Source organism: Cesiribacter sp. SM1 (assembly GCF_020178975.1).
Lineage (GTDB): Bacteria > Bacteroidota > Bacteroidia > Cytophagales > Cyclobacteriaceae > Cesiribacter.
On the sequence record NZ_JAHXBU010000091.1, the window covers coordinates 434359 to 447032 of the forward strand.

General features: G+C 47.8%; 14 protein-coding genes. 6 read left to right on the top strand and 8 right to left on the bottom strand.

The genetic code is table 11. From position 1 onward, the window contains the following. Window positions 1–8 precede the first annotated feature (8 nt). From KWJ01_RS19635 to KWJ01_RS19650, 4 genes are all read right to left on the bottom strand, one after another. Complete coding sequence (locus KWJ01_RS19635) at window positions 9–272, bottom strand: hypothetical protein (RefSeq protein WP_224998797.1); 264 nt, start codon at window positions 270–272, stop codon at window positions 9–11. A 21-nt stretch (window positions 273–293) separates the two neighbouring features. Further along, on the bottom strand, window positions 294–656 hold the full coding sequence (locus KWJ01_RS19640; RefSeq protein ID WP_224998799.1) for a YdeI family protein: 363 nt from the start codon (window positions 654–656) through the stop codon (window positions 294–296). Between the two features lie 282 nt (window positions 657–938). Then, complete coding sequence (locus KWJ01_RS19645) at window positions 939–1787, bottom strand: methylated-DNA--[protein]-cysteine S-methyltransferase (protein ID WP_224998800.1); 849 nt, start codon at window positions 1785–1787, stop codon at window positions 939–941. Between the two features lie 166 nt (window positions 1788–1953). Beyond that, window positions 1954–2853 carry a DNA-3-methyladenine glycosylase gene (locus KWJ01_RS19650; RefSeq protein WP_224998802.1) on the bottom strand — a complete coding sequence of 300 codons (900 nt, stop codon included), beginning with the start codon at window positions 2851–2853 and terminating at the stop codon, window positions 1954–1956. 133 nt (window positions 2854–2986) lie between these two features. Here KWJ01_RS19650 and KWJ01_RS19655 point away from each other — a divergent pair, with 133 nt between their 5' ends. The 3 genes from KWJ01_RS19655 to KWJ01_RS19665 all read left to right on the top strand — a co-directional run bounded on the left by KWJ01_RS19655 (window position 2987) and on the right by KWJ01_RS19665 (window position 6061). Next, window positions 2987–4744, top strand: a complete 1758-nt coding sequence (locus KWJ01_RS19655; protein WP_224998804.1) for an NAD(P)-binding domain-containing protein — start codon at window positions 2987–2989, stop codon at window positions 4742–4744. Between the two features lie 217 nt (window positions 4745–4961). Then, entirely contained in the window at window positions 4962–5420 is a 459-nt protein-coding gene (locus KWJ01_RS19660) for a GNAT family N-acetyltransferase (RefSeq protein WP_224998805.1), read from the top strand. A 113-nt stretch (window positions 5421–5533) separates the two neighbouring features. Next, window positions 5534–6061, top strand: coding sequence for a GNAT family N-acetyltransferase (locus KWJ01_RS19665; protein ID WP_224998806.1), 528 nt, complete (start codon window positions 5534–5536; stop codon window positions 6059–6061). 38 nt (window positions 6062–6099) lie between these two features. Here KWJ01_RS19665 and KWJ01_RS19670 read toward each other — a convergent pair whose 3' ends face one another. The 3 genes from KWJ01_RS19670 to KWJ01_RS19680 all read right to left on the bottom strand — a co-directional run bounded on the left by KWJ01_RS19670 (window position 6100) and on the right by KWJ01_RS19680 (window position 8365). After that, entirely contained in the window at window positions 6100–6489 is a 390-nt protein-coding gene (locus KWJ01_RS19670) for a DoxX family protein (RefSeq protein WP_224998807.1), read from the bottom strand. After that, complete coding sequence (locus KWJ01_RS19675) at window positions 6479–6913, bottom strand: VOC family protein (RefSeq protein ID WP_224998808.1); 435 nt, start codon at window positions 6911–6913, stop codon at window positions 6479–6481. Before KWJ01_RS19675 ends, KWJ01_RS19670 begins: the two co-directional genes overlap by 11 nt. 282 nt (window positions 6914–7195) lie before the next feature. Next, the gene (locus KWJ01_RS19680; protein ID WP_224998809.1) at window positions 7196–8365 is read right to left on the bottom strand and encodes an MFS transporter; all 1170 of its coding nucleotides are present in this window, start codon (window positions 8363–8365) and stop codon (window positions 7196–7198) included. Between the two features lie 697 nt (window positions 8366–9062). Here KWJ01_RS19680 and KWJ01_RS19685 point away from each other — a divergent pair. Together KWJ01_RS19685 and KWJ01_RS19690 are read left to right on the top strand one after the other, a co-directional pair. Continuing rightward, the gene (locus KWJ01_RS19685; RefSeq protein ID WP_224998810.1) at window positions 9063–9650 is read left to right on the top strand and encodes a hypothetical protein; all 588 of its coding nucleotides are present in this window, start codon (window positions 9063–9065) and stop codon (window positions 9648–9650) included. A gap of 93 nt (window positions 9651–9743) precedes the next feature. Then, a complete protein-coding gene (locus tag KWJ01_RS19690; RefSeq protein ID WP_224998811.1) occupies window positions 9744–10643 on the top strand; it encodes a LysR substrate-binding domain-containing protein in 900 nt (299 codons plus the stop codon). A gap of 72 nt (window positions 10644–10715) precedes the next feature. On the opposite strand, the gene KWJ01_RS19695 is transcribed toward KWJ01_RS19690, so the two are convergent. Continuing rightward, window positions 10716–11195, bottom strand: coding sequence for a hypothetical protein (locus KWJ01_RS19695; protein WP_224998812.1), 480 nt, complete (start codon window positions 11193–11195; stop codon window positions 10716–10718). 358 nt (window positions 11196–11553) lie between these two features. Here KWJ01_RS19695 and KWJ01_RS19700 point away from each other — a divergent pair, with 358 nt between their 5' ends. Further along, window positions 11554–12558 (top strand): NAD(P)/FAD-dependent oxidoreductase, encoded by a 1005-nt coding sequence (locus tag KWJ01_RS19700; RefSeq protein ID WP_224998814.1) that lies wholly within the window; start codon window positions 11554–11556, stop codon window positions 12556–12558. Window positions 12559–12674 lie beyond the last annotated feature (116 nt).

Consider the following 12674-nt stretch of genomic DNA (forward strand, 5'->3'; position numbering starts at 1 on the left):
CCCCCGGCTTAGCTGTAGGCAGCAGCCATGCTTTGTTCAACGGCATTCAGCACCACTGTATCCTCCAGTTCAGCACAAAAAAAGCCCTGCCCGTTCATTAGCCTGATTATTTCTTCGCATTGTAAACTACTGGATTCTATGCGAAGTATGTGGTCGCAGTCTTCCAGATCAAAATTCCAGATGCCTCTTTTATTGAGCAAATAGTTGAGGGCCGGTGCCAGCCCTGCTACTTCTGCCTTGTTCTGAACCGAAGTTTTAAATACCAGTACCATCAATTATCGATTTTAAATCCTTTAGAACTTTCCCCTGCTTTTAGCAAAATCTATCAGCTTCTGCCCGTGCTGCGTCATTAAACCCTCATCGATCATTCTTGCCACACGTTCTATATTGGGTTTGCTCCAGTTGCTTTTGGGCTTTCGATGTGTGAAACAGAGGTAGTAGCTTTCGCCGTCTCGTTTGTTTGCCCTGCAGTCTATCCAGCCAAAACACAAGGCTTCCTCAACTGCTTGTGCATAGGTTACACTATGTGTTGTACTCTTTTTATGGTAAATAATTAACCATATCGATTTTTCAGATTGGCAATAATCTATTAACCACTCACGCCATTGCGCTCTTGTTTCAGCATAAAAAGCAGGTATGTTGTTTCTGAATTCCATTGGCCACTTAGTTTTTAGATGATGTTGTTGAACCTGCTCCCGTTAAAAATCATAAGCCATTGCCCAGTGCAGTGGGAAAAGAAAAAGCTGCGGGATATAGCAGTAAACAGTATTTGCTTTTCCTTTGACGGCAAACCACTTTTAAAGCAGATCAGGGTGCAATAGCTCTCTTCATCATAAAAATACAAGCGCCCACTGACAACCCTATGTCAGTAGTATCCTGTTTTTTTGGTGATATTTATACCGTGTAGGAGAGGGAATCATGCGGTTGAGTTAGCTGGTTCAGTGTGCGGCAGATGTTTTGGCAGCTTCCCATCCGATCATAGCGCATTTCCGGGTGGTTCCCCACATATAGCCACCCAACATTCCCCCCGACTGTATAACCCGATGGCAGGGGATCAGGAAAGCAACCGGGTTAGAGCCAATTGCAGTGCCCACTGCCCGTGATGCACCACGCCTCGATATGCTCTCGGCAATACTGCCATAGGTAGATAACTGCCCCATCGGGATTTTCAGAAGTGCCTCCCACACCTTCAGCTGAAATTCTGTTCCTTTCAGGTGCAGTTTTACCTGGTTGAGCCTGCTCCAGTCGTGGGTAAAAATAAACAATGCATGCTGTTGCACCAGGTCAAGCATTTGCTTGTATTGTGCCCTGGGAAACTGGTTTTGCAGGCCTGCCAATGCCTGCTGCTTATTTTCTGCAAAGGCCATATGGCATATTCCCTTTTGTGTGGATGCCACCAGCATATCACCAAAAGGACTCTGGGCAAAGCTGTAATTAATGGAAAGGCTTTCTCCACCATTTTTGTATTCTCCGGGCGTCATTCCTTCAATCTTCACAAACAGATCATGAAGTCTGCCAGGGCCGGAAAGACCAGTTTCGAAGGCTGCATCAAATAGGGAAGCCTGCCGCTCCTTTAAGAGCTGCTTGGCATAAGCAATGCTGATGTACTGTAAAAATTTCTTAGGGCTAACGCCTGCCCAATCGGTAAACAGTCTTTGAAAGTGAAAAGGGCTTAGGTGTACTCTTTCGGCCACCTCGTCCAGGCTGGGCTGGCTCCTGAAATTTTCCCTGATATATGCTATTGCCTCTGCAATTCGGTTGTAGTTGATGTGGGCCTGCTCGTTCATATTTTTCCCCTTTGATTGATGTAAAGGTATTTTGTTTCTGCCGGCCGGCACACCCGAAACTTGCTCGATGTACAGCCCTACTTCTGTGGCACCAGCCCCTTATCATCAATAACAAACAGCTGGTAAGCTACTTTCACAAGCTGCCACCACATAGTATACTGATCCACTAACTTAGCGACCGCCACAAGTAAAACACCAGGTATGCCTCCCAGCCCCTGTATGGTTCCAGGCCTTTCACCAGCTCTTCCCGACTGGGTTTGGCAGCAAGATTATGGATTTTTTTCCATGCGTTTTGCAGGCCTGCATCTCCATAGGGAACACTGCTCTGTACCTTCATACTTTTCATGAGGGTGTAATTTGCCGTCCACTCCCCTACCCCGCGTATGGCAGTTAGCCGCTTAAACATTTGTTCCGGCTCCAGCCCTGCCAACGCAGTTTTACTGATCTCTCCGGCATCAAACAGCCGGCTTACTTCTAAAAGATAGGCTGCTTTGCTTCGGGAAAGCTGGAAAGACTGCAGCTTTTCCATGCTTAGTTGCAAAAGTTGAGCCGGCGCAGGAAAAGCATAATAAACGGTGCCGTTCCAGCTTATTCCTGAACCACAGGCTTCCACCAGTCTTCTTTTTAAGCGGTAGGCAAAGCTAAGGTTAATTTGCTGCCCGATAATGGACCAGCAAAGGCACTCGAACAGATCAGGAATCCCCATCAGCCTGAGCCCCCGGTATTGCCGGGCTAAAAATGCGTAATCAGGACTTTTTTGCAGCAGTCCATAGAATGGAGCAATATTTCGCGCCAGATCAAACCACTCCGCCACATATGCCTGTACTGTTTGCCACTCCATTGCAGACAGCACTGCAGGCTGCAATGCCTCTACCTGTAAATGCTTATTTTCAGAGCTGATACGGATCAGTACAGAACTATTGTTTAGCTGCAAAAGCTTTACAATGCCATTGCCCTCCAGCTGATAGGTGCTCTCATCATAATTACGATCCAGATACCAGAGACACTCGGAGAAACTGAAAATTTCCGGAGCAGAGAGCTGAATGGAAGAAGTGTCTTTTTGCATAGGGTTTATTTTACCGCAAAACAGCACCATTAGTCCTGGAATGGTGGATTCACAGCTGTATAAAAAAATCTTAAAAATCCTGCGTCTTTTCGGGAGGCACTACGACTTAAAGGTAAATAACCCGGAAAGACTTATGCAAGTACGTGAATATCCCGTGGCAGTGATTGGCGGAGGACCGGTGGGCCTTGCCGCAGCTGCTCATTTAACAGAAAGAAACATTCCCTTCAGGCTGTTCGAGGCCGGGGCAGGTGTAGGCACCAACCTGATGGAGTGGAAATGGGTACAGGTATTCTCCCCCTGGAAATACAACATCGATAGAGCCATGGGCAGGCTGCTGGATAGGGCAGGCTGGAACAGGCCCCACACCAATGCTCTGCCTACGGGAGAGGAATTAGTAGCGCAATACCTGGAGCCATTTGCAAACCTGCCTGCCATAAAACCCTACCTGCACACCAATAGCCGGGTAGTATCCATCAACCGCAAGGGATTTGATAAAACCAAAACCTCTGGCAGAGAAGCGGTACCCTTTGTACTACGGGTACAACAGCAGGGACAGCTTAAAACGTACGAGGCTTCTGCTATTATTGATGCCACAGGTACCTGGCAAAACCCCAACCCCATCGGGGTAGGCGGTGTGCCTGCCGTGGGCGAAGCGGAACATAAGAGCAGGATCTACTATGGCATACCCCACATCAGCGGCAGCCACAAAATGCGGTATGCCGGTAAAACTGTGGTGGTCGCAGGCGGAGGCCATTCTGCCATCAACTCCCTGCTGGAGCTGGCTGCCCTTAAGCAGGAGTATCCCCAAACCCAGGTCCACTGGGTACTGATCACTGATAAGCTGCACAAAGTTTATGGCGGCAGGGAAAACGACCAGCTTGCAGCCAGGGGAGCCCTGGGACAGCGGATTGAACAACTGGTGAAAGAGGGAAGCCTGCACATACATACTCCTTTCCACATCGATACCATCAGCAGCACCAGCGGAAAGCTACAACTGGATGGGGAATTGCAGGGCAGCCGCTACAGCATAGCAGGCGTAGATGAGATTATTGCCAACACGGGGGCAAGGCCTGACCTTTCCTTCTCCAGGGAAGTTAGAGTTGCCTACCATGAAGCACTGGAGTGCGTGCCGGCGCTAAGTGAGCTGATAGACCCTAACATTCACAGCTGCGGTACGGTAAGGCCCCATGGTGAGCGGGAGCTGCGCCAGCCCGAAAAAGGCTATTATGTGGCAGGGGTAAAAAGCTATGGCAGGGCTCCCACCTTCCTGATGGCTACCGGCTACGAGCAGGTACGCTCCATCGCAGCTTACCTCGATGGCGACCTGGTAGCAGCAGCCAAAGTAGAACTAAACCTGCCGGAAACTGGCGTATGCAGCACGCAAACTGATAATGAAGCTACAAGCAGCAGCTGTTGCGACACTCCTGCTTCCAGACCGGCAATCAATCTCCAAAGCAATCGAAATAGTGAACCAGGCAGCTGCAGCCCCCTTAGCTGCGGCGACAATACAATAAATGAAAACAGTATGAACACCGAGAAAAGTATGAACACAGCAACACCACAGGAACAGAAATCTGCCGCCTGCTGCGGGGCAGCACCGGCGCAAGCACTAAAAGAAGAAGCTCCGGCAGCAGCGACCGGCTGCTGTGGTGGCCCTGCAGAGGCCACCGAAGATGCCTGCTGCAAGCTGGATGAGGAAGCAAAAGCAGGTGGTTTAAGCGGCTGTGGCTGCGGCACCAGCCAGGACATCCGCATGACGGAAAAAGCTGCGCTAGCTGGTCAGCCTGGAGCTGCTGCACCAGGAGCCGAGGCTACATCCTGTTGCGGAACAACTGCCCCAGCCAAACCAAAACAAAAAGCAGTAGAAACAGTTGCCAACAGCTGCTGCTGATTACGCCTTATAAATTGCAAGAAACAGAAATGTTCTAATTTTATACATTGAAAGCAGGGGCAGAGGCGGCATAGCATGCTACAGCCCGCCCCTCCAAAAAAATGCGGTAAAATTGGGTGGGTCTGTGCTCCTCAATTTAACTTTACCCTTTGTAAGCAGCCCTTTATCCAGTAGAAGGGGCTGCTTATATAATTCCGGCCCGTTTATATAGTGCACCATGAAAATCAGCATACTCCCCTACCAGCCCCTATACCAGCCCTATTTCGAAAAATTAAACAAGGCATGGATAGAAGAATTTTTTACCGTTGAGCCCATTGACCGCTGGGTGCTCGAAAATCCTGATGAAGCCATATTGAGCAAAGGAGGTTCTATTTATTTCGCTGAATACAAGGAACAAATCATCGGAACTGTAGCCCTGAAGTGGAACGAAACGGGGGTACTGGAATTAACCAAAATGGCAGTTAACAGGCAGTCACAGGGTTTGGGAGCGGGTAAGCTACTGTGCCGTACGGCCATCGAAAAAGCCGCAGCAATGGGTGCAAAAAAACTGGTGCTCTACACCCATTCAAGTCTGGATACAGCCATTGCCATTTATAAAAAGCTGGGCTTCCAGGAAGTAGCTGTTGAGCCTGGCAAATACGCACGGGCAGATGTTAAAATGGAGATTCTCTTCTAAGGAACAAAAACGGCAGATCACTACCTGAAGCAGCCTTGGCCTTCAATACATCTGCATACAGTAATCATCAATAAACTGCGCACTGGTACGGCCATCAATCCATATTTACAAGCATGAATTTTTCCATCAGGCAGTTAACAGAACAGGATGCCGTAGCCTACAGAGAGCTGCGGCTGGAGAGTCTGCAGGAAGCTCCCTACGCTTTTAGCAGCAGCTATGAAGAAGAAGCGCTGTATAGCCTTGAGCATTTTGCTGCCTGGCTTAAGCCCCTTGGGTCGCCGCCTGAGAGTTATGTGCTGGGTGCTTATACTGATGCCCATGCACTGGTAGGTACTATTACCTTTAAGAGAGATACCCGCCTGAAAGCCCGCCATAAATCCATGATCTATGCCATGTATACCCAGGCCAGCACCCGTGGGCATGGAGTTGGCAAAGCACTGGTGGAAGAAGTAATCCAAAGAGCAAAGAAAATGGAGGGTCTGGAGCAGATACACCTGTGGGTGCTCCACTCCACAACCTCTGCTGCCAACTTTTATAAGAAATGTGGCTTCCAGGGACAGGGCCCCTTAGTAAAAAACGACCTGAAAATTAGGGACCGGTATGTAGATGCAGAATACATGGTGCTGTACCTGGCAGAATAGATTAAGCAGCTGTACCTGCTTAATCTATTCTCCTGCCTTTATGCGAAGGCGAGCTTGCCAGCCTTCGCAGTTCTCTTCCACAAATAATAAGACAGGAACATTACCCCCATAAACAGCAGGGGAGAAAGCACCAGCCCTGCACTGTCTCCGGCAAAAGCCCTGGAAAGGCAGGCGCCCAGGAAGTGAAAAGTAAAGCCGGCATAAGCCCATTCCCGCAGCAGGCTGTACTTTGTCTGCAGCAGTGCAATAGCACCAGATACCTTGGCAACGCCCAGGATGGTGAGCACATAGACCGGGTACCCGAGGTGCCGCATGATCTCCTGTCCTTCTTCAACCTGCATAATGCCCATAGCACCATCCACCAGAAAGAACAACGCAAATAGAATGGTGATGCTCCAGTACAGGATTTTAATGGTTTTAGGCTTCATGGCTTTCAAGATCAGCGGGTTGCTGTGGCAGTGCACTTTCGTCCATGTACATCAGTTCCCACTGGTGGCCATCGGGGTCAGCAAAGCTGTGGTAGTACATCCAGCCATGATCCTGTGGCTCTTTATAAATAGTACCTCCTGCTGCCACAGCTTTTTTCACCATTTCATCTACCTTTTCCCTGCTCTCTACATCAATGGCAATCAAAGCTTCTGTACTCTGCGTAGCATCACAAATTGGTTTTTGTGTGAAGGTTTTGAAAAAGGCTTCTGTGATGAGCATAGAGAAAATATTTTCGCCAATGATCATGCAGGCCGCCTTGTCGTCGGAAAACTGCGGGTTGAACGTAAAGCCAAGGCTGGTGAAAAATGCCCTGGAGACACTAAGGTCTTTTACAGGCAGGTTTACAAAAATTTTAGTTGCCATAGGGGTTTGTGTTTGATGTTATATTACAAAAATATTGCTTAATAACATCTGGTAAGCTGTGTATTTGCGACAACAAAAGGGTTGATTGCGACAACTACTTTAATCGTGGCCTAACGAAAAAAAGCCGGAGTAAACCGGCTTCTTTTATTTTCATAACAACTTAACATTTCAGAGGAGGCTGAACACCTGTTCAACAAAAAACCAGAGGTTGTTGATATAGGCTGGAATAAATCATTTCTATGCAACCGTACAGACTATTATGCCCCTCTAACACAGGTATGATCAGGATTTTGAAGGCACTACTTTCCCTGCCAGCGCCACAATGAGCAGCCCCATGAGGGCAATGATAGAGAAAGATACCTGCAGGTTACTAAAGCCGGCAACAATACCAATAAGGGGTGGTCCGATCAGGAAGCCAAGGAAACCAATGGTTGAAACCGCTGCCAGGGCCACACCAGGGGAAAGTACCTTGGATTTGCCGGCTGCACTGTACACCAGCGGCACCACCGAAGATACGCCTACGCCTACCAGCAAAAAGCCGATAATGGCTGTGTGTAGCGCAGGCAGTGCAATGGCAACGCCCAAACCTATGGAAATTAGCACACCACTTAGCTGCAGCACCAGCTTAAGACCATAACGGCTGGTAAACCAGTCGGCGATAAAACGGCCGGCGGCCATGGTACTCATAAAGGCAGTAAAGCCTGCACCTACCCAGGCCGGGTCTGCTTGTACAACCTTGCGGAAGTACACCCCGCTCCAGTCGAACATGGCACCCTCGCAAAGCATAGAGCAAAAGGCAATAATGCCCAGGATCAGCAGAGCTTTATCGGGTTTGGCGAAAAGCGGTGCATCTTTCTTTTTATTGGCATCTTCACCAAGTGTAAAGCGAAAGCTCAACAAAGCCGTAATCAGCACAAAAAGGCTAATGTAGATGTAATGCTGAAACAGCCCAATGTCGCTGCCAATCATAAAGGTACCTACTGCGGCACCGGTAAAACCTGCAAGGCTCCAGAGTCCGTGAAAAGAAGCCATGATGGATTTCTTGTACAAGGCCTCCACCCCTACCGCCTGGGTATTTACGGAGATATTCATCACGTTGCCAATCAGCCCGAAAACAAACAGGCACACCACCAGCTGAAATATACTCTCAACCAGCCCCAGGCTCAGCAATGAAAGGGTATAAAGGATTGCGGCAATAATGACCACCCGCTGGCTGCCTACTTTAGCCACCAGCCAGCCAGAGATGGGCAGTGACAGCATCAAACCTGCAGGAAGCGCCAGCAGCACAGAACCAAGTGCCGCCTCCGACATACCCAGCTCCTGCTGTATGCTGGGAATCCTTGATGCCCAGCTGGCAAAGCATAAGCCCTGGATAAAGAAAAAAGCTCCTATCGCAAGGCGGTGTGCGCCTCTAGGTATAGTCCTATTATTTTTAAGTGCAACTGATAACATAGGCAATAATAATTCTGCAAATATAGAACCTAAAACAGCCTATAATACGGATATTTCAGAAAAAGATTCCATTCAGATGCCTGAACAGAAGCCTATATCGAGCTCCAGGCACTACATTTGAAAAGTACAAACGGAAGCGCAAACGGTTGAATTACGCTGGTGCAAAGTTTAAATTTTTTTTCAAAAAGAGGCGTAAGGACTATGCCAAAAGCATGAGCAGTGAACATACGCATGCACTGATTGAGATAGTGCAAGAATAGAGAAAGATTAGACCACCTTCTGTAGATATATTCATAAAAAACATTAAATTTATTTAATTTTATTTTTTATAGGCACGGAAAGAGTTTAAGATTCTTCGAGAATTGCGATTTCCATAGCCGGTTTTCTAAGCCTGCAGCTTACAGCTTTAGAAATATTATTGCAGCCCCGCTTTTTTGTTTTTATAAAGCACCAAACCGCTTTCTAAAAATCTTCCTCCTGAATTGAGCTAGTGATACGCAGCTCCGGTGCTCCTGTTTTTACAGTACTGCACAGGCCTGCCTCCGGAGTTTTAAAAGTTGCACCCGTTTTAGCAGTAACTCCAGCTAATGCTCATATAAGCCTTACAGGTTCGGCTGCCCGGGTATGTGATGTCTCTGTGCTGTAACCGCAAAGTTCAAAGACAAACTGTTCCTAATCCAGAATTTCACTTAATCCCATGTATAAAACATTTATTCTACTCATGTGCCTGCTGTGCCTGCAGTACAGCAGCAGTTGCTTTGGGCAAGGCACTGCTGAAAAAAAACGGCCTTTATATCGTGCGCTCGTATATACGGAAGATAAAAACAGCTACAGAGGTGCAGTTTCTGCACTCAACGACTCCACCATCAGCCTTACCTGGATAAGGCTGGCAAAAAAGAACCAGCTTCCCCGGGAGCAGGAGCTAATCACCATACCCGTTAGCAGCATAAAGCAAATTAAGTTTCAGAAAGCTGGTGCCACGGGCCGAGGCTTAGTTTTTGGTGCTTTGCTGGGCACCTTAGCTGGTGTAGTGATCGGAGAACTAGCTGATAAGCCCTGTAGCGGATTCTATGGTTGTATGGAGTTTGTAGATCCGGGCGCAATCGGTGGCATCCTGGGCTTTCTGGGAGGCAGTGGCATTGGCATTGCAATTGCATCGAAAAACCAGAAGTTTGAAATTAACGGGAGCAGGCAAAACTACAATGCGCTGAAAGAAAGACTACAGCCCTACGTCTACATTCCAGATGCTGAACAACAATCAGTGGAAGCCCCTGCAGGCGAATAGCAGAAAAAATTTATTTACTTTACATTGTTAACGCATCACCTGTCCCGCACCTGGTTAAGGGAGGTGTAACACATAAACAATGGAGCCAGCTGAATGATATTTGATTTTAGACTAAGGGTATTTAAGTCGGTTGCCGATAAGCTTAGCTTCACCAAAGCGGCCCATGAGCTATTTATTTCGCAACCAGCCGTTACCAAACACATCAATGAGCTGGAAAAGCAGGTGGGCAGGCCCCTGTTTAACCGGCACGGCAACAGCATAAGCCTCACCGGCGAAGGCGAACTGCTGCTCTCCTACGCCAAAAAAATCCTGCTACTGTACCAGGAGCTCGATGATGAGCTTAATAGCCTGCAGAAAAACTTATCGGGACACCTGCGCATAGGTGCCAGCACCACCATAGCCCAGTACATTTTGCCCAGGATTCTGGCCGGCTTTAAAAAGAGCTATCCTGAGGTGCAGCTCACCCTCATTAATGGCAATACTGAACGCATAGAACAGCTGCTGCTCTCCAATGACATTGACATGGGGATGATTGAAGGCTACAGCACCCTGCCCCAGCTCCATTACGAGCACTTTGTAGAAGATGAAATTGTACTTGTTACCAGCACAGGCAATCCTAAAATAACGCAGCAGGAAATAAACCTGGAAACCCTCAGACATTTGCCGCTGGTAATCCGGGAGGATGGCTCCGGCACCCTCGATATTATTGAACATGCCCTGGAGGAGCACCAGATCAGGCGCCGGGACTGGAACATAGAAGTGCAGTTGGGCAGCACGGAAAGCATTAAGCAGTACCTGGTGCACTCCAATGCATTTGCCTTCCTCTCCATTCACACAGTGGTAGATGAATTAGCCAGCAACAAACTGCGGGTAATTGAGCTGGAGAACAAGGTAATCAGCAGAACCCTCCAGTTCATCTCCCTGCACGGCCAGCACGCCAGGCTCGCCGGCTTATTCAGGCAGCATTGCATCAGGCGTTATAACAAGGACTGACACCGACCAGTACCCCTTACAAACCATTTTACAATCTATCACTGGCTACAAGTGGTATTAGGGAAAGGATATCTACTTACTCAAGAACCTGAAGGCAGGTACTCTGCCGGTATTACCATCAAAATAAACACTATCATTAAAAGTAACCTTAAGGTATTTCATAACCTGTTCATCACATCTGTCTATTCTCATTGCAAAGTCAACAGCTAAGGTATCTTTGTATCCGATTTGGTGCGATAGAAGAAATCGCTTTTTGATTAACCGATCTACAACTCCTCTGTCAAGTTCATCGTCGATGAACCCCATATAAATGAATACACCATTATCAGGAATATGCAGGGTATCATAACCAGTTGAGCTTACTTCCACAACATCCAAACCGTATCCACCATACAGATGATCTCCCGCCGGACTTATCACTTCAAATCCAATTGCATTATCAATCGCAAAGGAATAGTCCCCGGGGCAGCCACGCCAATCATCAGCATCACAGGAGCACATTACAAAAGCATTTGTAAAGAAAATAAGGAATAACTTGTACAAGCTTTTCATGGACTGTGTTTAACCAGACTGGACAATGAGGTGTACGCTGTTTAAAAATAAACTAAATCCATGCACTTACCCAGGAAAATGTATAATGAAAGAAGATTTTCACAGGCTTTACGCCAAGCTGGACACAAAGAAGTTAATTCCGCAACTCGTTTACATGCCCCGATGTACCTCTTTCAGAAAAACAAGCCTGTTCGTGTTAGCATGTTCTCATTTCATCACGGCTCATAACCAAAAGTAATACCGTATCACTATTTGTGATTGGCATGCCTGGGCAGCATGGCTTAAGTTTGTGTAATCTTTTATGGCAGCCCCTGTTTTGGAGGGCTTTAAAATAAAACTTAAGTAAACGGATATCTATATGATAACGACTGATATTTGCATAATAGGCGCTGGCCCGGTAGGTTTATTTGCTGTTTTTGAAGCTGGTCTGTTGAAAATGCGCTGCCACCTGATTGATGCACTGCCACAGGTAGGCGGACAGTTATCAGAAGTATATCCGCAGAAACCCATCTACGACATTCCTGGTTTTCCTGCCATCAATGCACAGGCACTGGTAGATAACCTGATGGAGCAGATCGCTCCTTTTAACCCTGGCTTTACCCTGGGCGAAAGAGTGGAGACTTTTGATCGTCTGGATGATGGTTCTTTTATCGTAAAAACATCAGACGAAACCCACGTACACTGCCAGGTGGTGGTAATTGCGGGCGGCCTTGGCTGCTTTGAACCCAGAAAGCCTGCCATCGACAAGCTGGAGGAGTTTGAAGGAAAAGGCGTGTCGTACATGGTTAAAAAGCCAGAGCTGTACAGGGACAAGCGCATTGTGCTGGCTGGCGGTGGCGATTCGGCCCTTGACTGGACTATCTTCCTGGCCGATGTGGCAGAAAAAGTAACCCTCATCCACCGCAGCGAAAGCTTCCGCGGGGCACCCGACTCTACCGAAAAAGTATTTGAGCTGGCCAAACAGGGCAAAATCGACCTGCTGCTAAAGTCTAATGTAGTGGGCCTGAACGGCAACGGTCACCTGCAGGAAGTGCTGGTGGAGGATAGCAACAAAAACGTAACGCGCCTGGCAACAGACCACCTGATTCCGCTCTTCGGCTTAACCCCTAAGCTGGGACCAATTGCAGACTGGGGACTGGGCATCGAAAAAGCACAGATCCAGGTAAACACCTTTGATTACTCCACAAACGTAGAACGGGTGTATGCCATTGGCGATATTAACACTTATCCCGGTAAGCTTAAGCTGATCCTGTGTGGTTTCCACGAGGCCGCCCTCATGTGCCAGAGTGCTTTTAAATGGGTATACCCAAGCCAGAAGCTAAGCTTTAAATATACCACCGTAAATGGTGTAAATGCTTTCTAGTGTTGGCATCAGCAGCCAGACTCAGAGACAGACGACTTGATTTACCTAAAACAAAGCTGAAAATGAAAGAGTCATCCCCAGGCGGAGATGACTCTTTTTTTATACCAAATATATAA

Excerpts from the sequence above, each read along its gene's own strand:
- KWJ01_RS19635 (WP_224998797.1), bottom strand. The coding sequence starts at position 272 with ATGGTACTGGTATTTAAAACTTCGGTTCAGAACAAGGCAGAAGTAGCA.
- KWJ01_RS19675 (WP_224998808.1), bottom strand. The coding sequence starts at position 6,913 with ATGGCAACTAAAATTTTTGTAAACCTGCCTGTAAAAGACCTTAGTGTC.
- KWJ01_RS19700 (WP_224998814.1), top strand. The coding sequence starts at position 11,554 with ATGATAACGACTGATATTTGCATAATAGGCGCTGGCCCGGTAGGTTTA.
- KWJ01_RS19655 (WP_224998804.1), top strand. The coding sequence starts at position 2,987 with ATGCAAGTACGTGAATATCCCGTGGCAGTGATTGGCGGAGGACCGGTG.
- KWJ01_RS19665 (WP_224998806.1), top strand. The coding sequence starts at position 5,534 with ATGAATTTTTCCATCAGGCAGTTAACAGAACAGGATGCCGTAGCCTAC.
- KWJ01_RS19660 (WP_224998805.1), top strand. The coding sequence starts at position 4,962 with ATGAAAATCAGCATACTCCCCTACCAGCCCCTATACCAGCCCTATTTC.
- KWJ01_RS19685 (WP_224998810.1), top strand. The coding sequence starts at position 9,063 with ATGTATAAAACATTTATTCTACTCATGTGCCTGCTGTGCCTGCAGTAC.
- KWJ01_RS19650 (WP_224998802.1), bottom strand. The coding sequence starts at position 2,853 with ATGCAAAAAGACACTTCTTCCATTCAGCTCTCTGCTCCGGAAATTTTC.
- KWJ01_RS19640 (WP_224998799.1), bottom strand. The coding sequence starts at position 656 with ATGGAATTCAGAAACAACATACCTGCTTTTTATGCTGAAACAAGAGCG.
- KWJ01_RS19670 (WP_224998807.1), bottom strand. The coding sequence starts at position 6,489 with ATGAAGCCTAAAACCATTAAAATCCTGTACTGGAGCATCACCATTCTA.
- KWJ01_RS19645 (WP_224998800.1), bottom strand. The coding sequence starts at position 1,787 with ATGAACGAGCAGGCCCACATCAACTACAACCGAATTGCAGAGGCAATA.
- KWJ01_RS19680 (WP_224998809.1), bottom strand. The coding sequence starts at position 8,365 with ATGTTATCAGTTGCACTTAAAAATAATAGGACTATACCTAGAGGCGCA.
- KWJ01_RS19690 (WP_224998811.1), top strand. The coding sequence starts at position 9,744 with ATGATATTTGATTTTAGACTAAGGGTATTTAAGTCGGTTGCCGATAAG.
- KWJ01_RS19695 (WP_224998812.1), bottom strand. The coding sequence starts at position 11,195 with ATGAAAAGCTTGTACAAGTTATTCCTTATTTTCTTTACAAATGCTTTT.